Raw genomic sequence first — 20,963 nt, forward strand, 5'->3', positions numbered from 1 at the left:
CCCGGCGGGACCAGTCCCAATCGAGGGTGTCACCATGAATCAGCAGCTCCTGGCCAAGACATTCGTCGAGCTGGCCGACAACCTGGTCGCCGACTTCGACCTCATCGACTTCCTGCGCCTGCTCACCGACCGCTGCGTGGGCATGCTCGGCGCGAGCGCCGCCGGTGTGCTGCTCGCCGACCGCAACGGCGAACTCCGCGTCATGGCCGCCTCCGACGAACAGGTACGCCTCCTTGAGCTCTTCCAGCTCCAGAACGACGAGGGCCCCTGCCTCGAATGCTTCCGCACCGGCACGCCGGTGGTCGTCCCCGACCTGACCCGGGAGGTCGACCGCTGGCCGCGCTTCGTCACGGCGGCCCACCGCAGCGGGTTCGGGGCGGTCCAGGCCCTGCCCATGCGGCTGCGGGACGAGGTCGTCGGCGCCCTGAACCTCTTCCACGCCGCCCCGGGCCCCTTCGACCCGGCGGGCACGCTCATCGCCCAGGCCCTGGCGGACGTCGCCACCATCAGCCTGTTACAGCAACGCTCAAGCCATCGCAGCACGGTCCTCAACGAACAGCTGCAGACCGCGCTGAACAGCCGCGTGCTGATCGAACAGGCCAAGGGAAAGCTGGCCGAACGCCAGAACATCGACATGGAGCAGGCCTTCACCGCACTGCGCGGCTACGCCCGCGCCCACAACCGACGCCTGTCCGACGTGGCCCGCGCCTTCATCGACGACTCCGAAGCCTTCCCCGGCCTGGTGCGCTGACTAGGACCGGCCGACCCGGCCGGCTGCGGCGTGACCGATCAGCAGGTAGACGAGAGCAGGCAGACCGTAATTGACCACGGTTCGCCAGTTGTCCGACTCGATGGTGAACAGGTTGCGCGACCAGCCCGAGAGCCAGTTCGCCGCGTCGTGGATCCAGGAGACCGTACCGTTTGTGGTGTTGGCGTCGAACAGGTAGAAGGCGATCCACAGGATCAGGATCAGCGCGGTGATGTCCGCGATGATGAGGATGGCCCTCCCCGCGAGGCTTCCGCCGTAGCGTCTGGACATGTCCAACGAGTGACCCTCGCCGAAGAGTTGAAACCTCGCCGACCCGACAGCTCCTGGCATGCTCGACCCGGTTTCGCCCCCGGTACTGCTCCGCGCAGTTGCCCGGCGTCAGATCCGTCGTCGCCGGGTCCGCTCTTTCAGAACCTGTGCCACGCGGGGGAGTTCCTCGTACAGCAGGCGGCCCACCAGCGCTCCGCCGAAGACGACGACGCCCACTCCGACCAGCCAGGACTGGATGACCAGGACGGTTCCGAAGGGGCCGTAGGTGACCGCGCTGGATGCGATCAGCGGTGAGAAGACGAGACGGGAGAAGACCCGAAGCCCGAGCAGCCCGAGCACCGTTGCCACTGCGCCGGGCAGCAGAGCGCTCCAGGCGATCCGCCTGCCGAGCAGCATCCGCTGCGACCACCAGAAGAACAGGACGGCGCTCAGCGTCGCGCCCAGCGCGCCTGCCGGGGAATGGCGCCACAGCGTGGTGGTGGCGGTCAGGTAGAGGGACCCGACGAGCACGCCGAGCCACAGCACCTGTCGCCATCTTGCGTACCAGCGGGCCGGGGGCAGCTCCCAGACCTTCTCGTAGCCGGTCTGCACCGCGGCACCGAAGGTCAGACCGAAGACGGCGAGGGCGGCGAGGCCGAAGGCGGTCGTGGTCTGCAGCACCTGGCCGGGCCGGGAGAACAACCGCGCGATCTCGTCCTTGGCGGCCCCCGACACACCGAGTCCATCCCCCAGCCACTCCGCGAATCCCCGCCCCTGCGCCGGATCAGCCGCGGAGACAACGATCAGCAGGGGGACCAGCGTGAGGAATCCGAGCGCCGCGAAGCCCAGCGACCTCGGCCCCAGTTCGATCTCTCTGCTCCGCCGCCATCCGCGCTCGGCGGGCGAATCACGGATCGCTCGGCCCAGCCGTCCCGATACAGACGATCGGTCCGCGGCACCGGAAGGCTTCTTCGGCATGCAGGTCGACTATCACATGTGGCGACGTCACCCAAGCCGTTCGGGACAGCGGGCGAATCGTCACCGCCGCTCCAGCGTGTGAAGGCGCCGCAGCGCGCGACTCCACTCGCGCCGTATCGGCTCGGGGAGTTCCTGGTCCTTCGTGGTGGCGACCAGGGCCGCAGCCACGTCCCTGAGTTTCACATTGCAGTGCTGCGAAACGTCCACCAGCAGGTCCCAGGCCTTGTCGCTGGTGCACGGTGCCAAAGCCATCACCATGCCGCGCGCCTGGTCGATCACCGCACGGCTGGCCAGCGCCCGGCCCAACTGCTCATTCATGGCACGTAGTTCGAGAACCTCGACAGCCAACGCCGCGTCCCCCGCGCAAGTCGCAGCCGTCAGCAACAGCTGTTCTTCGGAGATCGCGGTCACCTGGTTCATGGTGCGTACCTCACAAGTCTGTCCTCACGAAGGCAGTCGCCGGGTCGATTGGCGGTCAGCGGCGCGCCAGTTGCCGTTCGCCGGCTGCACCGGGCTTGTAGGGCAGGCCGTAGTGCTTGAAGATCGCTTCCTCCTGGTCGGCGGGCAACACATCGTCCGTGCCGATGGAAGGGGCCTGCTTCACCAGCGTTTTGACATAGCCGACCTTGAGATGACCCGGCCCGACGATCGCGTCCTGAAGGGGGACGAAGACTAGGCGGTGCCGGGTGGGCAGTCCGATTCGTACGGTGGCCACCGCAGGCTCGTCGGTGGTGGTGTCCACATAGACCGCCTCGAGGACACCGATCTTGTGCGACTGGGTGTCGACGACATCGAGGCCGCGCCACTCCCGGACATCAGCTGCGTGAATCATGGCCTTCCCCTTCCGGACGGCTCATCCGGCAGGCGTGAGTCACACCCCCGGTCTTCCGCGTAGAACCGCCGCAACGCACGCCGCAACGCCTGCTGCGTCGGCCACGGGAGCGGCTCACCCTCCCAGGCTGCGATCAGGGCCGCAGCCACCTCGCGCAGTGTGACGTCGCACTGCCGCGAGACGTCCGCCAACAGGCCCCTGGCCGCCCCAGAGCCGCAGGGAGCCAGCACCATCACCATGCCGAAGGCCTGATCGATGGCCGTACGGCCTGCCAGTGCCCGCCGCAGCTGATCGATCTCGGCGCGCAGCGCCGCGACATCCTGACCCGCAGGGCCCCCTGCCGATGCCGGGGCCTCCACCGTCAGATCCCACCAATTCTCCGGAAGCATGGCTGTGCGATGCATCGCATCTACCTCTCCACGATTTCCGCGCGTCCGGCATGGCCTGAGCCGTCCCGGAACCTCTGGATGTCAGGCCAATTCGTCGGTCACCCGCGGCGTTCGCGGTCCCGTCGGTCCTCGCGCCTCCAACGCGCCCGGTGCTGACGGCTGTAGCGACGGTCCCAGCGGTCTTGACGCTCCCGGCGGTCCCGGTACTCCCCGTACTCGGAAGCGCCGCCACGACCCCAGCCTCCACGACGATCACGGCCATAGCGGGTAACGCCGAACACCAGCACGGCCGCGGCCACCCACCAGATGGGATTGAGGAAGCCCAAGCCGAACAGGACCACGATCAGGATGAGCAGGAGAACGAACACGGCGGGCCTCCCCGGAGCGGAACAGAGCGTCAATGCCGGGGGCCGGGGCCTGTTCACACAGCGTAGTCCTGCCCAGAGGATTACGGACAGCGCCCCGTGTAACGGTCTTGCACCTGGAGCGGATGGCCACTTGACATCTGTTCAGGGGATGCGGCAAGGGCTAGCGTGCACGGTACGGCCCGAGCCCCCGGCGCGTTGATCACCTCTCGCGCTCCTTCGGGGGCGCACCTTGCGCATCAGTGCCGGAACCTGCCCCGCACCTGTCGGGCCGCTTCCACACTCGCCGTCGCCACGCGATCCTCGCGCGGCCTCGATGCGCCCCATGCGGGCACCATCCATCTGCTGGCCCGCCGCGTCGCACGCAATTCACCACAGGCGGTACGCATGTACGCGCTGCTCGTTCCGGCTTCGGTCCCCTTCGTCCTGCTCGCCACCGTCATGGGCCTGTCCTGGTGGGAGGACCACGTACTCCCACCGGCCGAGCCGGTCGAAGCTCCCCCTGAGGCTCCGTTCACCCCAACAGCCCCTCCCCCGCTCGCGGAACTCCCGCGCGTAGACACGACGTTGACAAGGGAAGTTGCCGGGCGTTGACTGACAGCACGGCGTAGGACTATGCCACTCCAGATTGTTCGGGGCAGCATTCCACCTTCCCGTTTCGCCCGGACCCCGCGGACCAGGAAATTCCCGCGATCTGGAGGCCCGGCGATGTTGTGGATTCGCCGTCCCCACCGCCCCTGCACACCAGACGCTCTCCCACCCGCGGGAGCAGCGGCCTGTAGGGCGATCACGCGCGGGAGCCCATGCGGCGAATGAACACCAGAGGACAGCCATGAGCGTCGGACAGACGATCAAGCACAAGACCCAGGAACTCAAGGGCCGGATCACCGAACGCATCGGCCGGACCACCCGCAACAAGCGACTTCAGCGCCAAGGCATGACCGACCGGGTCTCCGGAAACCTGAAGCAGGCCGGCGACAAGGCCAAGGACGCCTTCAGGCGCTGACCACGAACGCCCCGGGTGATGCCCGCCTCGCGCGGACACCACCCGGCAGGCCAACGCGGATTCAGCCCACAGGAAGTGACGGGCACGGCTATGAAGCAGAGCAACCCACGAACTGAGAACCAGAGAAGGCAGCCATGCTCACGATCGTGATCATCGCCGTGATCGTCATCGCGGCGGTCGCCGTCCTCGTCGTCGGACGTGGACGTATCCGGGACGGCGGTGGGCGCGGGCTGAAACACCGCTTCGGACCCGAGTACGACCGTGCCGTCGTCGACCACAACGGTGACACCAAGGCCGCCGAACGGGAACTGGGCGAGCGCGTCAAGCAGCACGGCTCCCTCACGGAACAACCACTGCCGGCCGAGGCCCGCGCGCGGTACACGGCTCAATGGGCCGACATCCAGGACCAGTTCATCGACTCGCCGCAGAAGGCCGTCACCGAGGCGGACGCGCTCCTTGCCCGCCTCGCCAAGGACCGGGGTTTCCCCGGCGAACAGTTCGAGCAGCAGTTCGCCGCCCTCTCCGTCCACCACGCAGCCCAGGTCCCCGGCTACCGCAGCATGCACACGGCCGCCCGCGGCCAGAGCGCCACCGAGGAAATGCGGGAGGCCATGGTCGAAGCCCGAAGCCTCTTCGAGGCACTTGTCGCCGAACACGCAACCGACTTCGACCTGCACAGCCCGCCGCCACCCGAGAGCCGACTTGCCTGACCGAAGCGATCCCGAGTGTGCGATGCGGCCGACTTACCCGAACGGGGATTCCTGCCCATGCCGGTTCTGCGCACACTGATCCTCCCGTCGTTGCCGTCGGCCGTCTCCGGTACGACGGCGGGCGTCTTCACCGGTCTCGCCGGTCTCGCCGACAGGGGCGGCGGCCACGCGCTGGCTGCGGCGGGTCGGCTCGTCGACGCCCTCGCGACTCCCCTCGCGCCGTACGACTACCTCGGCCTGATCGACCCGCTGCTGTCCGCCCGCCATCCCGCGGGCCGGGTGGTCACCGTACGGCCCGGGTGCACTGGGGCCGCCACGCTGGAGATCCGTCCCGGGCACGGCTGGGCTGGGCACCGGGCCGGCCAGTACCTGCCGTTGGGGGTGGAGATCGACGGCGTACGGCACTGGCGCACGTACTCGATCACCTCACCCCCCGAGACACCGGGCCCGACGCTCACCATCACGGTCAAGGAGGATCCCGGCGGCCGGGCGTAGACCCTCGTACTGGACGTACTTGGGTCTGCGCCCGGTGCGGCGAAGGGGGTCCCCCCGCCCCAGCCGGGCGAAGCCGGTTCGAGGGTGGGGGCGCGTGCATGGCGCCGCGAGGCAGACGGGAATTGTCAGACAGGCCCTAAAGCCTGTTCCAGAAGTCCGTGAGCGGGCAGTGCGGTTGCGTCGTTGCGGGTTCGTCGATCATGTAGCGAGGGCGAGGTTGTGCATGCGGGCGACGGCCTGGACGGCGTGGTGGAGGCCGTCGCCGCGCTGTCGGCAGTCGCGGAGGATCTTGTAGTTCTTCATTCGGGCGAAGGTGTGCTCGACGCGGGCGCGGACCTTGCGGTGCTCGGTGTTGTCGGCTTCCTGGATGGGCAGTAGCGGCCGTTTGCCGCGGCGGCGATGCGGGATGACGAGACCGGTGCCCCAGTAGGCGCCGTCGGCGAGCACCGTGGTTCCGGCGCAGACCTCGGCCAGGCCGGTGTCCCGAAAGGCATGGGCGTCGGCGATGTTGCCCGCCACCGGGGTTGCGGTGGCGACTACGAGGCGGGTGTCGGCATCGATGACAACCTGCACGTTCGCGGAGAAGCGGTAGTTGCGGCTGGAGGCGGCAACAGTTCGGTCCCGCACCGGGATGAGCGTGCCGTCCACGATCCACAGCCGTTCCACCGCACCATCGGAGCGCGGCGCCGGCTCCAGCGCGAGGAGCGGGCCCACCTGCTGGATGGTCCGGCACACGGTCGCCGGACAGACGCCGAACAACACCGCCAGCTGCCGCATGGTCAGGTTGGTCCGGTAATACACCGCCACCAGCAGCACCCGCTCGGCCAGCGGCAGCCGCCACGGCCGCCCCATCCGCGGATGCTCGCCACCTCGCTCCCGCACCGCCCGCAGCAGCCGGGCGAACCGATCCGCCCGGAGCCCGGTGAACACCTCGATCCACACCGGCTCGGCCCTCAACACCCCACTCATACAAGGGAAATGCCCCGCTCACGGACTTCTGGAACAGGCTTTAGGTCGTGTCCGCAAAGTGGGTTGGTCGTTGGTCTGTTCGTGGTGCGTCGTCATGAGTTGACTGATGAGTCGTGGGCGGTGATCGGGCCGTTGCTCGCTCCGCCGCGGATGGGCCGTCCGGTGCGGGACCGCCGTCAGGTGGTCAACGGCATCCTGTGGAAGCTGTCGACCGGGGCGGCCTGGCGGGACCTGCCCGAACGGTACGGGCCGTGGAAAACGGTCTACGAACGCTTCCGCCGCTGGTCCGCCGACGGCACATGGGACCGGCTGCTGGCTCACGTCCAGCAGCATTCCGACGCCGTCGGCGCGGTCGACTGGACGATCGTGTGCCTGGACTCCACGACCGTGCGGGCCCACCAGCACGCCGCCGGGGCCCGAAAAGGGGGATCTGGCCGGGCGAGGCGATCGGCCGTTCCCGCGGCGGACTGACCACGAAGATCCACCTGGCCTGCGACGGCCGGGGCCGGCCGCTGGCCTTCACCCTCACCGGCGGGAACGTCAACGACTGCACCCAGTTCGAAGCAGTGATGGCCCGGATCCGGGTGCCGGGATGCGGGCCGGGGCGACCCCGGACCCGGCCCGAGCGGGTCGCCGCCGACAAGGGCTACTCGTCCACGAAGATCCGCACCTACCTGCGCCGACGCGGGATCAAGGCAGCGATCCCGGAACGCATCGACCAGATCAACGGCCGCATCCGCCGCGGCGAGAGCCGCTGCCGCCTCGACCGCGCGGCCTACCGGCGCCGCAACCTCGTCGAACGCTGCTTCAACAAGCTCAAGCACAACAAAGCCCTCGCCACCCGCTACGACAAACGCGCCCGCCACTACCAAGCCCTGGTCACCATCGCCTGCCTACGACTCTGGCTCCCCTGACATTGCGGACACGACCTAGCTCCTGGCCGGCACGGCGAAGCGCAGGATGCGGCCGCAGGTGGAGCCGTACTGCCGCCACAACGGGCCGGTGACGTACGGGATGCCGTACCTCCCGCAGAGTTCACGCACCTTCGGGGCGATCTCGGCGTAGCGGTTGCTGGGCAGGTCCGGGAAGGCGTGGTGCTCGATCTGGTGGCCGAGGTTGCCGCTGAGGACGTGGAAGAGGGGGCCGCCCTCGATATTGGCGGAGCCCTGGATCTGGCGGAGATACCACTCGCCGCGGGTCTCGCCGTCGATGTGCTCCTCGGTGAAGGTCCGGACGCCTCCGGGGAAATGGCCGCAGAAGATGATGGTGTGGGTCCACAGGTTGCGCACCGTGTTGGCGGTGAGGTTCCCGAGCAGGCAGGGCAGCGCGGAGGGCCCCGCGAGCAGCGGAAAGATCACGTAGTCCTTGGTGAGTTGACGGGTGGCCTTGGCAAGAAGCCCGCTCACGTCGTCCAGGAAGGAGCGCCACGGTTTGCGGCCTGCGGCAACGGCATCGGGTTCAAGGTCGTACAGCGCGATGCCCCACTCGAAGAGCGGCGCGAGCAGGAGGTTGTAGAGCGGCTGGGCGAGATGGCGTGGACGCCAGGCCTGCTCGGCACTCATCCGGAAGACGGTGTACCCGAGGTCGCGGTCGAGGTCCACGACGTTGGTGTACGTGTGATGCAGATGATTGTGAGTGTGCTTCCAGGCCTCGGCGGGCGAGAGGAAGTCCCACTCCCAGGTCGTGGAGTGGATGGCCGGGTCGCCCATCCAGTCCCACTGGCCGTGCAGGATGTTGTGGCCCAGCTCCATGTTCTCCAGGATCTTGGCGAGGGAGAGCATGGCGGTGCCCGCCGCCCAGGCGGGCGGGAACAGCGAGACGGCGAGCGCGAGACGGCCGCCCGCTTCCAGACCGCGCTGGGTGGCGATCACGGTACGGATGTAGTGGGCGTCGTCGGCGCCGCGGGTGGCGATGACTTCGGAGCGGATTCGGTCGAGTTCCGTGCCGAACTCCTCGGCGAGGGTGGCTTCGTCGGGCGCGAGAGCGGTGGCAGTCACAGGGGACTCCTTGGAGGGCTGGGCGTCGAGGACCGGCGGTGCGGACACCGCCGAGACGCGGGTCTGGGTCAACTGGCTGGCCAGGCCGCGGAGTTCGCTGGTTCGCAGGTCACGGGCGCGCCCGAACGCCCGTGGGGTGAGGCAGTCGATACAGATCCCGCGCCGGCAGCCGTCCTCCCGCTGGCGGGAGGACCACGTCACGGTTGGCTCGATGCCCTGACATCGACCTGGGACGTGGCACATCGCCGCCTTCGAGGCAGCGCCGACGATTTCCAGCGGTCCAATCCGCTCTCGCCGAACGGAGGATCACGAAGGTGTTGTCGAGACCTGCGTGCACCACGCGCCTCCCTGGAACGGAGCAGTTGAGCAGCTGCCGGGGGCTCGGGCCTCACGACGCAGCCTAACGCCACGCCCGTCGAGCGAACAGTGCGCCTCTGGCCGACCTCCGGCCCATCGGGGCCCGGGCCGGCTCGTCACTGCTCAATCAGCGGTGGCTTCGGAACTGCTCACGGCACCCTCGCTTGACGAAGCGGACGGCGCCGGAGCACTGGCACTGGGGCTGGCACTGGGACTGGAGCTGGGAGCAGAACCGGTGCCCGGTGCCGCGCTCGCGCCCGGCGAGGCAGGGCTTGTCGTCTGCGGCACCGCGCCACTGGACGCACCCGGGGTGGGTGTCCGGCTGTCGGCGGGTTCGGGGGTACCGGCCGTGCCACCGCCCACCGAGGTTCCCCTGCCGGGCTCATTCTTGACCACGGCGGCCACCGGCTTGCCCGCGATCAGCTCCACCGCGGTCACCGTGATCATCGCGAGGGCGAACACCAGGCCCGTCGCCAGGGCGTACTTCTTCCAGCTTATGGACCTCCGGCCGGAGCCACCCCGATAGGTGGTGACCGACTCGCCTTCGGAGGACGAAGAGGGCGAGGAGGCCGCCGTTGTCCCGCCGTGCTCACCAACCGGGCCATCGCGTCCGAAGGACGGCCTCTCGTCAGAGGCCGTGGCGTCCGCCGGTAAGCCGAACGCCGCCCGGGCGTCCGCGCGGTGTTCCGCCCGTTCCTCGCCCGGTGTCCTCGGCACTCCTACGGACGGCACCCGGCTGCGGATCCCCTCGCCGGTCCGTCGGAAAGCATGCGAGAAGACCGCTGCGCCGGTGGTCGCGCTGGTACTGATCACGGCGGCGCCGATGATCGTCCCGGTCACCCCCAGCAGGGACGCCAGCACCGCGCCCACCACAGTCGCGAGTGCGCTTGCCACCACCTGCACGAGCGTCAGGTCGAGCACCTTGCGCTTGGGCGCCCGCTCCTCTTCTTCTCTTTCTTCTCTGCGATTCTCCATCGACATCCCTTGATAGTTCTGGAGCCCAACAGCCCTGTGCTGCGCGTGATTTCTGCGTTCGGACCCACCCCGGGAAGATCGAGATGGACTTCTGGAAACGCGGAGGCCCCTGGGACTCCTTCAGCGGTGCGGGCAGTGCCACGGGACGACTGCCCCGCTGACGGTGTTTCATCTGCGATCAGTGACCGCGGCCTGTGCCCTGTCAGCCACACCTGGCACTCACCGAACCACCGTCCGGCAGACGCCGATCCACCACCCGACCGCGGGACCGGCCTCACGACTATGCTGGCTACGGACGTCCCTGACCCCGGCGGGCCATCACTGCTTGGCCCACATGCCCGCGGAGAGCGGATCATTCGTCCGGTCGCCCGGCGCATCCCCGAGGGAACCGACTGGGTCCTACGCCCCGGAACACCGGCTGCGGGATCGGTCACCCACCTGCCTGCACGACCGTACGACCGTACCGGGAGCCCGGCACGGTCTCGTGAACCGAGGCACCCTGCCCATGAGTACCCCACCCTTCCTGAGCGTCCACCGGCACTACGCGGACAACCGGGCGTTGATCACCCTGACCGGTGAGATCGACCTGAATTCGCTGCCCCTGGTGCACGCATCACTGGAGCGATGCCTGCACGATGGCATCCTCGCCATCGACGTCGATGTCACCTCCGTGACCTTCTGCGACAGCAGCGGCCTCAACGCCTTCCTCCACGCCTTGATGCACACCACCGCGGCCGGAGGGTCCCTGCAACTGCACCACCCCAGCCCGGCGTTGGAACGACTCGTCGCCCTCACCGGCTCCGGCTCCCTCTTCGTCACCCTCCCGGATGCCCTCGCCGGGAGCCGACCGCCCCCGTGGCCCTCGCCCATGCACCAGGCCGCGCCCTGGCTCCCACCGGCCATGCCTGCTTTCCCGGGCGGTGCTTGGTGACCGCCCCGCCCGGGCCGAGCCGACCGCGGAAACGCGTGGACCACCGCCCGCCCGCCAGGCGCGGGATGCCCCTGAGCCTGCGCCGGCTCAACCGCTGGCAGGCCGAGGGCATGCGGGAGGACCTGGCAGACCTGTACGCGGAGTCCTGCGCCACAGCGCCCGGTTGGCAGCACCGCGGCCGGCAGGACTTCCTGCGCCGCCTCACACGCAACACGTGGCGACCGGGATTCGCCATGCTGACCGCGCAGGCACCGGACTTGGTGGGGTGCGCGTTCGGATTCCCCGTGCCGCGCGACGGCTCCTGGTGGAACGGATTCCGCGGAACACTCCCGCAAGACGTCGGGCAACTCACTGCGTCCGGACAGGTGTTCGCCATCAGCGGGATCGTGGTCCGCCCCTCCGAGCGGCACCACGGCCTGGCCGACCGTCTGCAGGAGCAGCTGCTCGCCGACCACCGGGCCCTGCTCGGCGCGACCCTGGTGGACCGGACCCACCGCGCGGCCTGTGCCGGGTTCCGGTCGCGGGGATGGCGCGACATCGGCCTGGTCTACAGGCCACCAGGCCCAACCGTGTTGCGGGCGCTGGTCCTTCCCCTCGGAGAGCCGACGGCGGCACAGCCGGGCGGCCTCGCGCACCACGCACGATCGCGGTGAACGCTTTTCACCCGCCGACAGCCCGCTTCCCGGCGGCCCTTGGGCCAGATTCCGCGTACTCGCGTCGGCCTCTTGCGCGTTCTTCGACGCCACCTCAGACAAACGCGACCAGGGCCCAGCCGACCCCATATGCCCAAATTGCACGGTTCATTACATGGGCATATGTTTTATGTAGGGGAATTTTCTGAACGGCTCTGAGTGGGCCTAAGCGCGGGGGAAGCCCTTAGGCGGCACTACGCCGGGGATCGTGCACATCTGGACGTCTCGGCGGAGGCTTGCCATGACGAGCTTGGATGACAGCGCGGGGCGGGTGATCGCGGGACGGTATCGGCTGATACGCAGGATCGGCGCCGGTGGCATGGGAAGGGTCTGGCTCGCCTACGACCTGGACCTCGCATGCGAGGTCGCCGTCAAGGAAGTCGCCGTACCGAGGGATCTGCCTGAGCCGCAGCTGATCGCACGCGTGGCCAGAGCACGGGGTGAGGCACGCCTGGCTGCCCGGCTGCGCGACCACCCGCACGTGGCCACCGTGCACGACGTCGTCGAGGAAGACGGCCTTCCGTGGATCGTGATGGAGTACGTGCCCGGCGCGACGACCCTCGAAGACGTCGTACGCGAGCAGGGCCCCCTGCCCGCCGCGGAAGCGGCCCGCATCGGCCTTGGCGTACTGGACGCACTGACGGCCGGCCACCGGCTCGGGATCCTCCACCGCGACGTCAAACCGGCCAACATCCTGCTGGCGACTCCCGACCAGGACGCCACGTACCACGAAGACCGCGGGCGAGTGCTGTTGGCGGACTACGGCATCGCGCTCAGGCCCGACTCCGGCGAACCCCGCCTCACCGCCACATCCTCGCTCGTCGGAACCCCTGGCTTCCTGGCGCCGGAACGAGCCCGAGGCGCACCGCCGAGTCCCGCGTCCGACCTCTTCTCACTCGGCGCCACGCTCTACTTCGCCGTCGGCGGGACTGGCCCCTTCGACCGTGACTCGGAAGCCTCCACGCTGACCGCGCTGCTCTTCGAGGAGCCCTCGCCACCGGACCGGGCGGGGGCCCTCGCGCCTGTGCTGCTCGGGCTGCTCGCCAAGGATCCCGACCAGCGGATGGGCGGCGACGAGGCGGGACGTCTGCTCACGGAGCTGGCCGGCGGGCCGGCGAAGGTCGTCGCCCCGCCCAGCACCGCTCCAGCCGCTCCGACCGCACCGACCGCACCGACCGCACCGGCCGCTCCTGCCGCTCCTGCCGCATCAACCGCACCGACCGCACCTGAGCCCACCGTGGTCGTGGGCGTGGGGGACCAACCGCCCGACCACCGGGAATCGGACGCGGAGCCCACTGCGGTGGTCGAGCCGGCACGGGGTGAACCGGCCCCGGATGAAACGGCCCAGGATGAACAGACCCGGCTGAGAAGTTTCGCGGCGCCGCCCGGCGGACACGACGACACTCCGGCAGGCACGGGGCAGCCAGAACCCCAGCCGTCCCGGAAGATGCCACGCGGCCGGATCATCGCCATCCTCGCGGCGATCGTACTGATCGCCGGCGGAGGTGCCTGGGCTGGAACCTCGCTCCTCGACAGCTCTGAAGACACGTCGAGCGACAGCACTCCCAGTCAGACCGGGCCCGTGAAGACGTACGGGGAAACCGTGGAGCTGACAAGGGAGTTGCAGGTCGGGGAATGCGTCTCCGCAGTGTGGGGCCAGGAGAAATTCAACGGCGCGCCCGATTCCCTCGGGGTCGTCGCCTGCACGCCCCAGAGCGACACGGTGGACGGCCAAGTACTCGAACTGGACGCGGCTACCTCCCTTGACGACGCGAAGGAGAACGGAGAGAGCCGCTGCGAGGGGCTGCTCGGCGACACCGTGGGCGGCATGGCCGACGCTCAGTCGTACGCACTCGTGCCCAGTGAGCAAGGGTGGGCCAGCAACGTGCACAACACAGCCTGTCTGGTCTTCAACAAGACCGCCTCCCTTTACGGACCGGTTGGCACCGACCGCGATCTCGGGGCGGAGTACTGGATGTTCAACGGCTCCGTCGGCGACTGCATGGACACGAAAACAGAAGGAGATGCGGTCTCAGCATTCCTCGCCGACTGCAGCGCCGCCCACAACCAGGAGGTTGTCGGCTTCGTGAACGCGCCCGAGGGCATGACTTTCAAGGCAACCTGGGACGAGTCACTGAAGCTCTGCTCGAACAAGTACGGGTCTACCCCTGAGAAGGGTCCCGCTGAGGAGCTGCAAGCCTGGATGGAAAAGGAGGACTACTGGAACGACGGCTTCCGATACGTGATGTGCACGCTGTACCGGCCCGACGGCAAGAAGATCGAAGGCAGCGCTTAGGGGTGCACCCCCACCACCTCTCCCGCATCCTCCCGCGCATTCTTGAACTGCGTCCTGTACAGCTCCGCATACCGCCCGTCCACCGCCAACAACTCCTCATGCGTGCCGCGTTCCACGATCCGCCCCGCCTCGACGACGAGGATCACGTCGGCGGCCCGCACGGTGGACAGTCGGTGGGCGATCACCACGGCGGTCCGTCCCGCAAGGGCCTCGGTCAGCGCCTCCTGGACGGCGGCCTCGGAGGTGTTGTCGAGGTGGGCGGTGGCCTCGTCGAGGATGACGACGCGCTGGCGGGCGAGGAGCAGGCGGGCGATGGTCATGCGCTGGCGTTCGCCGCCGGAGAGCCGGTAGCCGCGTTCGCCGACCACGGTGTCGAGACCGTCGGGCAGGGAGAGTACGAGGTCTTCGAGACGGGCGCGCCCCAGGACGTCCCACAGGTCGTCCTCGGTCGCGGACGGCCGGGCGAGCAGCAGGTTCGCCCGTACCGAGTCGTGGAACAGGTGACCGTCCTGCGTGACCATGCCGAGGGTGTCCCGCATCGACTCCGCGCTGAGGTCGCGGACATCGACGCCGCCGATGCGGACGACGCCCTCGTCGGTGTCGTACAGCCGCGGCAGGAGCTGCGCGATGGTCGACTTGCCGGCGCCGGAGGAGCCGACGAGCGCGACGGTCTGGCCGGGTTCGGCGCGGAAGGAGACTCCGTGCAGGACCTCGGCGCCGCCGCGGGTGTCCAGGGAGGCGACCTCCTCCAGGGAGGCCAGGGAGACCTTGTCGGCGGAGGGGTAGGCGAAGCGGACGCCGTCGAACTCGACGGCCGCCGGCCCGTCCGGCACCGTGCGTGCGTCCGGCTTCTCCTCGATGAGCGGCTTGAGGTCAAGGACCTCGAAGACGCGCTCGAAGCTCACGAGGGCGCTCATGACCTCGACGCGCGCCCCCGCGAGTGAGGTGAGCGGCGCGTAGAGGCGGGTCAGCAGCAGGGCCAGCGAGACGACGGCGCCCGGTTCCAGGCTGCCGCGCAGCGCGAACCAGCCGCCGAGGCCGTACACGAGCGCGAGAGCGAGAGCGGATACGAGTGTCAGAGCCGTGATGAACGCCGATTGCGCCATCGCCGTACGCACGCCGATGTCCCGTACCCGACTGGCGCGTTCCGCGAACTCGGCGGACTCGTCCTCGGGGCGCCCGAAGAGCTTGATGAGTGTGGCGCCGGGCGCGGAGAAGCGCTCGGTCATCCGGGTGCCCATCGAGGCGTTGAGGTTCGCGGCCTCCCGCGTGAGGCGGGCCATCCGGCTGCCCATCCGGCGCGCGGGCACCACGAACACGGGCAGCAGGGCGAGCGCGAGCAGCGTGATCTGCCAGGACAGGGTCAGCATCACGGCGAGGGTGAGGAGCAGCGTGACGACGTTGCTGACGACTCCCGACAGGGTGTTGCTGAAGGCGCGTTGGGCGCCGATGACGTCGTTGTTGAGTCGACTGACGAGCGCGCCCGTACGAGTACGTGTGAAGAACGCGACCGGCATGCGCTGCACATGATCGAAGACAGCCGTACGAAGATCGAGGATGAGGCCCTCGCCGAGAGTCGACGAGAGCCAGCGGCCCAGGAGTCCCAGCGCCGCTTCGGCGAAGGCGATGAGTGCGATGAGCACGGCAAGGCGGATGACGGTTCCGTCGTCGCCGTCGGAGACGATCACGTCCACGACGCGCCCCGCGAGCACCGGCGTTGCGACGGCCAGCAGCGCGGTCGCGATGCTGAGTACGACGAACTGGCCGATGCGGCGGCGGTGCGGACCGGCGAAAACGGCGATACGGCGCAGTGTCGCGCGGGCGAAGGGGCGGCGTTCCTGCTGCGCGTTCATGACGCTGTGCAGCTGTGTCCAGGCTGTGGTCTCCATGCTCATGGGAGTGACGGTATGACCTCAAGCAATGTTGAGGTCAACCATCGGTCGACGCCCCTTTCATCTTGCCCAGCACGTCAGCCGCCGTCTCCGCTCCCGCAACCCCCCGTTGGTGCGAAGTGGAAAACCTCTCCCAATGTGATAGCCGTACGACTCCCCCAGGCGCTCCCCCGCCGCCTCGCCTTCCGGTCGGCCCTCCGATCGGCCGTCCGGCCGGTCCTCTGCCTGCTCCCGCTCGCCCTGGTGATCGTGGTCGCCGTGCGGCACTGGTCCGTGCTCGCGGAGGGTTTCCATCATCTGGCGACGGCCCAGTGGCCCTGGCTGGTGGCCGCGGCCGCCGCGACCTGCGGGACCTGGGTCGCGGCCGCCGTCACACGCCAGGGCGCGGTGATGGAGCGGCTGCCCGTACGCCGACTGCTGGCCACGCAGTTCGCGGCGGGCGCCGCCAATCACCTGTTCCCGACGGGCCTGGGCGCGAGCGCGGTCAATCTCCGGTTCATGACGGTGTGCGGCGTCCCGCTCGCCCGCTCGTCGGCCGCGCTCGCGCTGTACCTGCTCGCGGAGTCGATCGCCCGCCTGACCCTCCTGACGGGCCTGCTGATCGCCTTCCCCGGCGCGCTGCGGATCGGAAGTCTCCTTCCGGACGGGGCAGTCGGGCCCTTGCTGCTCGGCATCGGCGCGGTGCTGTCCGTCGCGGCGCTGGCCCTCCTCCTGGTACGGCGGCTGCGTACGGCCGTCTTCTCCTTCCTGCGCACGGCCCTCGGCGAGGCGCGTTCCGTGCACACCCGCCCGATGCGCGCGCTCGCCCTGTGGGGCGGTTCGCTCGCCTTCCCCACACTGCAGGCGGCCGGCCTGGTCGCGGTGGGAATGGCGTTGGGCCTGCCGGTGCCACCCGCGTACATGGTGGTCGCCTACCTCGCGGCGACGGTCGCGGTCGCGCTGGTACCGACACCGGGCGGCATCGGCTCGGTGGAAGCCGCGCTGATCATCGCGCTGGTCGCGGCGGGCGGCCCGGTGGCCGTGGCGACGGCGGTGGTACTGGCGTACCGGATCATCACGGTGTGGGTGCCGTTGCTGCCCGGGGCGCTGACGCTGGGGGCGCTGGTCCGTCTGAAGGTGATCTGAGCACGCGCATGTGCGCACCCGGGGATAGCCTCGGCATAAAGCAGCCCGGGTGAAGGGGTCAGCGATGCCGGTCCGGATCGAGCGTCAGGGTTACGTCACCACGGTCGTCCTCTCCCGTCCCGAGGCCCGGAACGCCGTGGACGGGCCCACGGCCGTCGAACTCGCCGATGCCTTCCGGGAGTTCGAGGCCGATGCGTCGGCCAGGGTGGCGGTGCTGTGGGGCGAGGGCGGCACGTTCTGTGCGGGTGCGGACCTCAAGGCGATCGGTACCGAGCACGGCAACCGGGTGGCCGAGGACGGCGACGGGCCGATGGGGCCCACCCGGCTGCGGCTGTCCAAGCCGGTGATCGCGGCGGTCGCCGGGCATGCGGTGGCCGGGGGGCTGGAGCTGGCGCTCTGGTGCGATCTGCGGGTCGCCGAGGAGGACGCCGCCTTCGGGGTGTTCTGCCGCCGCTGGGGCGTACCGCTCATCGACGGAGGCACGGTGCGGCTCCCCCGGCTCATCGGCGCGGGCCGCGCGATGGACATGATCCTCACCGGCCGTCCGGTGCCAGCCCCCGAGGCGTACGAGATGGGCCTCGCCAACCGCCTGGTGCCGACCGGCCGCGCCCGCGCCGCGGCCGAGGAACTGGCCGCCGACATCGCCGACTTCCCACAGGCCTGCCTTCGTAGCGACCGCGCCTCCGTCCTCGACCAGGAAGGCCTGGTCGAGACCGCCGCGATGCGCGGCGAACTCCGGCACGGGATGGGTGTGCTGACCGAGAGCCTGGAGGGCGCCGCGCGGTTCGCGTCGGGGGCCGGGCGGCACGGCTCGTTTCGTTCGTCCCGCACAACTGCTGGTGACGGACATGCCCGCTGATGCGGCAGGATGAGCGGTCGTCCCGGATGACGAACACCAGTCCGGGCATGATCGCGCATTCCCGGATTCGAGCAGGTGGCAAGTGACGACACATCACATCCGGCCCGCGGGCCTTCCCTTCGGACGCACGGGAGGCGGGCGATGAACCGCACTCTCACCCTGGACGACTGGATGATCGCCGGCATCGCCGTGGTCGCGGGCCTCATCGCGGCGTTCCTGTCGCGCATGTTGCTGCGCTGGCTCGGCAAGCACGCGCTGCGCACCAACTGGAGCGGCGACGACCTCATCGTCGCCGCGCTGCGAACTCTCGTACCCGCGGCGGCCGTTGCCGGAGGAATCGCGTCGGCAGCGGCTGTACTTCCGCTCAACTCGTCGGTCGGGCACAACGTCAACCGGACGCTGACCGTGCTCCTCATCCTGGTCTCGACGATCGCCGCGGCCCGGTTCATCGCGGGCCTGGTCCGGTCGCTGGCCCAGTCCCGGTCGGGCGTCGCCGGCTCGGCCACCATCTTCGTCAACATCACCCGGGTCGTGGTGCTGGCGATGGGCTTCCTCGTCATGCTGCAGACGCTGGGCATCTCCATAGCCCCGCTGCTCACAGCCCTGGGCGTGGGCGGTCTTGCGGTCGCGCTGGCCCTCCAGGACACCCTCGCCAACCTCTTCGCGGGTGTGCACATCCTCGCCTCGAAGACGATCCAGCCCGGCGACTACATCCGCCTCAGCAGCGGTGAGGAGGGCTACGTCGTCGACATCAACTGGCGCAACACCACGGTCCGTCAGCTCTCCAACAACCTGGTCATCATCCCCAACGCCCAGCTCGCGGGCACCAACATGACCAACTTCAACCGGCCCGAGCAGCAGATGACGCTCCTCGTCCAGGTGGGCGTCGGCTATGACAGCGACCTCGACCACGTCGAGCGCGTGACCAGCGAGGTCATCGCCGAGGTCATGACGGAGATCGCCGGCGCCGTCCCCGACCACGAACCCGCCATCCGCTTCCACACCTTCGGTGACTCCCGCATCAGCTTCACCGTGATCCTCGGCGTGGGCGAGTTCAGCGACCAGTACCGGATCAAGCACGAGTTCATCAAGCGCCTGCACAAGCGGTACCGGGACGAGGGCATCCGGATTCCGGCGCCCGCGCGGACGGTGGCCCTGCAGCCGGGTGGAGCGGAGGTCCTCCAGTCGGGCATCCCGCAGCAGCGGGACTCCACGACACGGGTGTAGAGCCGGGCGCAGCGAGCCCGCCCGGCTCCGTGCCTCAAGTCGTCACAGGGTGGCGGACGAGTCGGGGTAGTGGCCGGGCTCGCGGTTGCGGGGGGCGACCAGGGTCGAGGGCACCGGGGTGACCGTCCAGTCGGGGTGGTTCGGCATCCGCGGCGTCTTCGTCCCGTACAGCCAGTCCGTCAGGAAGCCGGACTGGTCCTGCCCCGAGACCTCGGAGGCGACCGCGATGTAGTTCGCGGTACTCGCGGCGGAGTCGCGGTAGCGCTCCAGGAAGGTGCGCTCGATGCGGCTGAAGACGTCCTCCCCGACGAGCTCGCGCAGCGCGTACAGGACGAGTACGCCGCCCAGGTAGCGCTGGCTGTCGAAGAGGTTGGCCGCGTTGGGGGCGGCGACCGGTCCGGAGGACTTCCGCCACAGGTCGCCCCTGGCGTACGTGTCCTTCATGCGGGCTTCCATGGTGGTCAGGCCGAGCGAGTCGGTCCAGCCGCGCTCGTAGCGGTACAGCAGTCCGTAGAAGTCCGCGTGGCCCTCGTTCAGCCACAGGTCGGCCCAGGTGGCGGGGCTGACGCTGTTGCCGAACCAGGAGTGGACCAGCTCGTGCATCATGTGCGAGCCGATGCTCTTCTCCGCCTGGAGCAGGAAGTTCGGCTTGTACAGCGTGAGGGTCTGCGTCTCCAGGCCCGTGAAGTCGAAGGCGTTCGCAGCGTCCGTGTTGCACGGCAGCAGGCCGTACGTCTCGAACGGGAAGGCGCCGAGCCGCTGCTCCAGCCACTGGACCAGGCCGGGGGTCAGGGCGAGCGCGGGTTCCAGGGCGGCGGCCCGCGCGGTCGGGACGACGTCACGCAGCGGCAGCCCGTTCGGGCCCTGCCGGTCCTTCACCACGTAGTCGCCGACCGTGATCTGCACCAGCTCGGTGGCTATCGGGGAGCGGGAGACGTACGTGTACGCGGTCCGGTCGCCGTCCAGGCTCTCCGTGCGCACCAGGCTGCCGCTCGCGACGCCGCGCAGGCCGGCGGGGACGGTGATCCGGAAGCTGAAGGCCGCCTTGTCCAAGGGGTGGTCGTTGCACGGGAAGACGGTGTGCGCCGAGTCCGGCTGGGGGCACACCGCGAATCCGTCGGGTGTCGGGACCCAGGCGGTGTGCGCGAGCGTCTTGCGCGGGTCGGCGGAGTACTCGACGCAGACGGTGACCCGGGCCTGCTCCGGCAGGGTCCGTGCGGGCGTGACGCGCAGCTTCTCGTCCACCTGCTCGAAGGTGGCCGGGCGCCCGGCGACCCGCACGGCGTGGATGTCCAGGCCGAGTGAGTCGAGCGAGAAGCGGGAAAGGGCCTGAGTGGTGCTGAGCGTGAGGGTCGCGCTGGCCTCGACGAGCTGGGTCGTCGCGTCGTAGGAGAAGTCGAGGTGGTACGCGGTCACGCGGTAGCCGTCGTTGCCGAGGGCCGGGAAGACCGGGTCGCCGAGGGTCTCCGCGCCCGGGGTGCCCTCACTCCGTAAGGCCGGGGTCTGCGCGTGGGCCGGGGATCCCACGGCGAGCGCGGCGGCCGTGCCGAGCAGGGCGGCAGCGGGGGCCGTCACTCTGGTGCGATATCTCATGGTTCGCTTTCGTCGGGACGGCCGGGGCCGGGGCAGGCGCCCTGCCGTCGGAGCAGGTGGACGATCTTCTTGCGGGACTGAAGAATCGATCTCCTTGCTTGACCGCAAGATCGAGGAGTGTGGTTGCCTCCGGCGCGCCACTTCCTGCATTCACTTGCCATTCCTGTGTTCACTCGTGCCTCGGCCGTCCGATTGGTCGCGGTCTGAGGGCACTGTTCACCCGGCCCGGGCAGACCCCTGTCGAGCCGGGGTCACTC

Annotated in this window: 21 protein-coding genes and 1 pseudogene; 11 read left to right on the plus strand and 11 right to left on the minus strand. The window is 69.4% G+C overall.

The window, feature by feature from the left end; all coding sequences use genetic code 11:
• Nucleotides 1-34 precede the first annotated feature (34 nt).
• On the plus strand, nucleotides 35-751 hold the full coding sequence (locus tag OG266_RS05000; RefSeq protein WP_371543161.1) for a GAF and ANTAR domain-containing protein: 717 nt from the start codon (nucleotides 35-37) through the stop codon (nucleotides 749-751).
• Here OG266_RS05000 and OG266_RS05005 read toward each other — a convergent pair whose 3' ends face one another.
• The 6 genes from OG266_RS05005 to OG266_RS05030 form a co-directional block, all read right to left on the minus strand.
• Complete coding sequence (locus OG266_RS05005) at nucleotides 752-1,039, minus strand: hypothetical protein (RefSeq protein WP_266472480.1); 288 nt, start codon at nucleotides 1,037-1,039, stop codon at nucleotides 752-754.
• A gap of 108 nt (nucleotides 1,040-1,147) precedes the next feature.
• Entirely contained in the window at nucleotides 1,148-1,996 is an 849-nt protein-coding gene (locus tag OG266_RS05010; protein WP_371543163.1) for a ribonuclease BN, read from the minus strand.
• Nucleotides 1,997-2,056: 60 nt separating this feature from the next.
• Nucleotides 2,057-2,416 (minus strand): ANTAR domain-containing protein, encoded by a 360-nt coding sequence (locus OG266_RS05015; RefSeq protein WP_371543165.1) that lies wholly within the window; start codon nucleotides 2,414-2,416, stop codon nucleotides 2,057-2,059.
• Nucleotides 2,417-2,471: 55 nt separating this feature from the next.
• Nucleotides 2,472-2,828, minus strand: a complete 357-nt coding sequence (locus OG266_RS05020) for a PRC-barrel domain-containing protein (protein ID WP_266472487.1) — start codon at nucleotides 2,826-2,828, stop codon at nucleotides 2,472-2,474.
• Nucleotides 2,825-3,232: an ANTAR domain-containing protein gene (locus OG266_RS05025; RefSeq protein WP_371543170.1), complete on the minus strand. Its 408-nt coding sequence runs from the start codon at nucleotides 3,230-3,232 to the stop codon at nucleotides 2,825-2,827. The genes OG266_RS05020 and OG266_RS05025 overlap by 4 nt, the downstream gene beginning before the upstream one ends.
• Before the next feature lie 83 nt (nucleotides 3,233-3,315).
• A complete protein-coding gene (locus tag OG266_RS05030; RefSeq protein ID WP_266472489.1) occupies nucleotides 3,316-3,585 on the minus strand; it encodes a hypothetical protein in 270 nt (89 codons plus the stop codon).
• Between the two features lie 829 nt (nucleotides 3,586-4,414).
• On the opposite strand from OG266_RS05030, the gene OG266_RS05035 reads away from it, so the two are divergent.
• From OG266_RS05035 to OG266_RS05045, 3 genes are all read left to right on the plus strand, one after another.
• Nucleotides 4,415-4,588, plus strand: coding sequence for a CsbD family protein (locus tag OG266_RS05035; RefSeq protein ID WP_266472492.1), 174 nt, complete (start codon nucleotides 4,415-4,417; stop codon nucleotides 4,586-4,588).
• Nucleotides 4,589-4,722: 134 nt separating this feature from the next.
• Complete coding sequence (locus tag OG266_RS05040) at nucleotides 4,723-5,298, plus strand: hypothetical protein (RefSeq protein ID WP_266472494.1); 576 nt, start codon at nucleotides 4,723-4,725, stop codon at nucleotides 5,296-5,298.
• Nucleotides 5,299-5,355: 57 nt separating this feature from the next.
• Nucleotides 5,356-5,793 carry a hypothetical protein gene (locus OG266_RS05045; protein ID WP_371543173.1) on the plus strand — a complete coding sequence of 146 codons (438 nt, stop codon included), beginning with the start codon at nucleotides 5,356-5,358 and terminating at the stop codon, nucleotides 5,791-5,793.
• Between the two features lie 198 nt (nucleotides 5,794-5,991).
• On the opposite strand, the gene OG266_RS05050 is transcribed toward OG266_RS05045, so the two are convergent.
• Complete coding sequence (locus tag OG266_RS05050) at nucleotides 5,992-6,762, minus strand: transposase (RefSeq protein WP_371543176.1); 771 nt, start codon at nucleotides 6,760-6,762, stop codon at nucleotides 5,992-5,994.
• 84 nt (nucleotides 6,763-6,846) lie between these two features.
• On the opposite strand from OG266_RS05050, the pseudogene OG266_RS05055 reads away from it, so the two are divergent.
• Nucleotides 6,847-7,676, plus strand: a pseudogene (locus OG266_RS05055) (IS5 family transposase).
• Between the two features lie 15 nt (nucleotides 7,677-7,691).
• Here the strand turns inward: OG266_RS05055 and OG266_RS05060 are convergent.
• Together OG266_RS05060 and OG266_RS05065 are read right to left on the minus strand one after the other, a co-directional pair.
• Complete coding sequence (locus OG266_RS05060) at nucleotides 7,692-8,759, minus strand: fatty acid desaturase (RefSeq protein ID WP_371552651.1); 1,068 nt, start codon at nucleotides 8,757-8,759, stop codon at nucleotides 7,692-7,694.
• A gap of 480 nt (nucleotides 8,760-9,239) precedes the next feature.
• Nucleotides 9,240-10,091, minus strand: coding sequence for a hypothetical protein (locus OG266_RS05065; RefSeq protein WP_266472500.1), 852 nt, complete (start codon nucleotides 10,089-10,091; stop codon nucleotides 9,240-9,242).
• A gap of 505 nt (nucleotides 10,092-10,596) precedes the next feature.
• On the opposite strand from OG266_RS05065, the gene OG266_RS05070 reads away from it, so the two are divergent.
• The 3 genes from OG266_RS05070 to OG266_RS05080 all read left to right on the plus strand — a co-directional run bounded on the left by OG266_RS05070 (nucleotide 10,597) and on the right by OG266_RS05080 (nucleotide 14,010).
• Nucleotides 10,597-11,022 carry an STAS domain-containing protein gene (locus tag OG266_RS05070; protein ID WP_266472502.1) on the plus strand — a complete coding sequence of 142 codons (426 nt, stop codon included), beginning with the start codon at nucleotides 10,597-10,599 and terminating at the stop codon, nucleotides 11,020-11,022.
• A 65-nt stretch (nucleotides 11,023-11,087) separates the two neighbouring features.
• Entirely contained in the window at nucleotides 11,088-11,675 is a 588-nt protein-coding gene (locus OG266_RS05075; protein ID WP_266472504.1) for a GNAT family N-acetyltransferase, read from the plus strand.
• 280 nt (nucleotides 11,676-11,955) lie between these two features.
• Complete coding sequence (locus OG266_RS05080; RefSeq protein WP_266472507.1) at nucleotides 11,956-14,010, plus strand: serine/threonine-protein kinase; 2,055 nt, start codon at nucleotides 11,956-11,958, stop codon at nucleotides 14,008-14,010.
• On the opposite strand, the gene OG266_RS05085 is transcribed toward OG266_RS05080, so the two are convergent.
• Nucleotides 14,007-15,899: an ABC transporter ATP-binding protein gene (locus OG266_RS05085; RefSeq protein WP_371552653.1), complete on the minus strand. Its 1,893-nt coding sequence runs from the start codon at nucleotides 15,897-15,899 to the stop codon at nucleotides 14,007-14,009. The two genes, OG266_RS05080 and OG266_RS05085, sit on opposite strands and share 4 nt — an antisense overlap.
• A gap of 141 nt (nucleotides 15,900-16,040) precedes the next feature.
• Between OG266_RS05085 and OG266_RS05090 the strand changes: the two genes are divergently transcribed.
• From OG266_RS05090 to OG266_RS05100, 3 genes are all read left to right on the plus strand, one after another.
• Nucleotides 16,041-17,027 (plus strand): YbhN family protein, encoded by a 987-nt coding sequence (locus OG266_RS05090; protein WP_371543181.1) that lies wholly within the window; start codon nucleotides 16,041-16,043, stop codon nucleotides 17,025-17,027.
• A gap of 64 nt (nucleotides 17,028-17,091) precedes the next feature.
• The gene (locus tag OG266_RS05095) at nucleotides 17,092-17,886 is read left to right on the plus strand and encodes a crotonase/enoyl-CoA hydratase family protein (protein WP_371543184.1); all 795 of its coding nucleotides are present in this window, start codon (nucleotides 17,092-17,094) and stop codon (nucleotides 17,884-17,886) included.
• Between the two features lie 141 nt (nucleotides 17,887-18,027).
• Nucleotides 18,028-19,113, plus strand: a complete 1,086-nt coding sequence (locus OG266_RS05100) for a mechanosensitive ion channel family protein (protein ID WP_371543187.1) — start codon at nucleotides 18,028-18,030, stop codon at nucleotides 19,111-19,113.
• 42 nt (nucleotides 19,114-19,155) lie between these two features.
• Here OG266_RS05100 and OG266_RS05105 read toward each other — a convergent pair whose 3' ends face one another.
• Complete coding sequence (locus OG266_RS05105; protein WP_371543189.1) at nucleotides 19,156-20,706, minus strand: M1 family metallopeptidase; 1,551 nt, start codon at nucleotides 20,704-20,706, stop codon at nucleotides 19,156-19,158.
• Between the last annotated feature and the right edge of the window lie 257 nt (nucleotides 20,707-20,963).

The organism is Streptomyces sp. NBC_00554 (assembly GCF_041431135.1).
Classification (GTDB): Bacteria; Actinomycetota; Actinomycetes; order Streptomycetales; family Streptomycetaceae; genus Streptomyces.

Bases quoted from the DNA above. Each gene is read 5' to 3' on its own strand.
- OG266_RS05000 (WP_371543161.1), top strand. From the start codon at position 35: ATGAATCAGCAGCTCCTGGCCAAGACATTCGTCGAGCTGGCCGACAAC.
- OG266_RS05005 (WP_266472480.1), bottom strand. From the start codon at position 1,039: ATGTCCAGACGCTACGGCGGAAGCCTCGCGGGGAGGGCCATCCTCATC.
- OG266_RS05010 (WP_371543163.1), bottom strand. From the start codon at position 1,996: ATGCCGAAGAAGCCTTCCGGTGCCGCGGACCGATCGTCTGTATCGGGA.
- OG266_RS05015 (WP_371543165.1), bottom strand. From the start codon at position 2,416: ATGAACCAGGTGACCGCGATCTCCGAAGAACAGCTGTTGCTGACGGCT.
- OG266_RS05020 (WP_266472487.1), bottom strand. From the start codon at position 2,828: ATGATTCACGCAGCTGATGTCCGGGAGTGGCGCGGCCTCGATGTCGTC.
- OG266_RS05025 (WP_371543170.1), bottom strand. From the start codon at position 3,232: ATGCATCGCACAGCCATGCTTCCGGAGAATTGGTGGGATCTGACGGTG.
- OG266_RS05035 (WP_266472492.1), top strand. From the start codon at position 4,415: ATGAGCGTCGGACAGACGATCAAGCACAAGACCCAGGAACTCAAGGGC.
- OG266_RS05040 (WP_266472494.1), top strand. From the start codon at position 4,723: ATGCTCACGATCGTGATCATCGCCGTGATCGTCATCGCGGCGGTCGCC.
- OG266_RS05045 (WP_371543173.1), top strand. From the start codon at position 5,356: ATGCCGGTTCTGCGCACACTGATCCTCCCGTCGTTGCCGTCGGCCGTC.
- OG266_RS05050 (WP_371543176.1), bottom strand. From the start codon at position 6,762: ATGAGTGGGGTGTTGAGGGCCGAGCCGGTGTGGATCGAGGTGTTCACC.
- OG266_RS05065 (WP_266472500.1), bottom strand. From the start codon at position 10,091: ATGGAGAATCGCAGAGAAGAAAGAGAAGAAGAGGAGCGGGCGCCCAAG.
- OG266_RS05070 (WP_266472502.1), top strand. From the start codon at position 10,597: ATGAGTACCCCACCCTTCCTGAGCGTCCACCGGCACTACGCGGACAAC.
- OG266_RS05075 (WP_266472504.1), top strand. From the start codon at position 11,088: ATGCCCCTGAGCCTGCGCCGGCTCAACCGCTGGCAGGCCGAGGGCATG.
- OG266_RS05080 (WP_266472507.1), top strand. From the start codon at position 11,956: ATGACGAGCTTGGATGACAGCGCGGGGCGGGTGATCGCGGGACGGTAT.
- OG266_RS05085 (WP_371552653.1), bottom strand. From the start codon at position 15,899: ATGGAGACCACAGCCTGGACACAGCTGCACAGCGTCATGAACGCGCAG.
- OG266_RS05095 (WP_371543184.1), top strand. From the start codon at position 17,092: ATGCCGGTCCGGATCGAGCGTCAGGGTTACGTCACCACGGTCGTCCTC.
- OG266_RS05100 (WP_371543187.1), top strand. From the start codon at position 18,028: ATGAACCGCACTCTCACCCTGGACGACTGGATGATCGCCGGCATCGCC.
- OG266_RS05105 (WP_371543189.1), bottom strand. From the start codon at position 20,706: ATGAGATATCGCACCAGAGTGACGGCCCCCGCTGCCGCCCTGCTCGGC.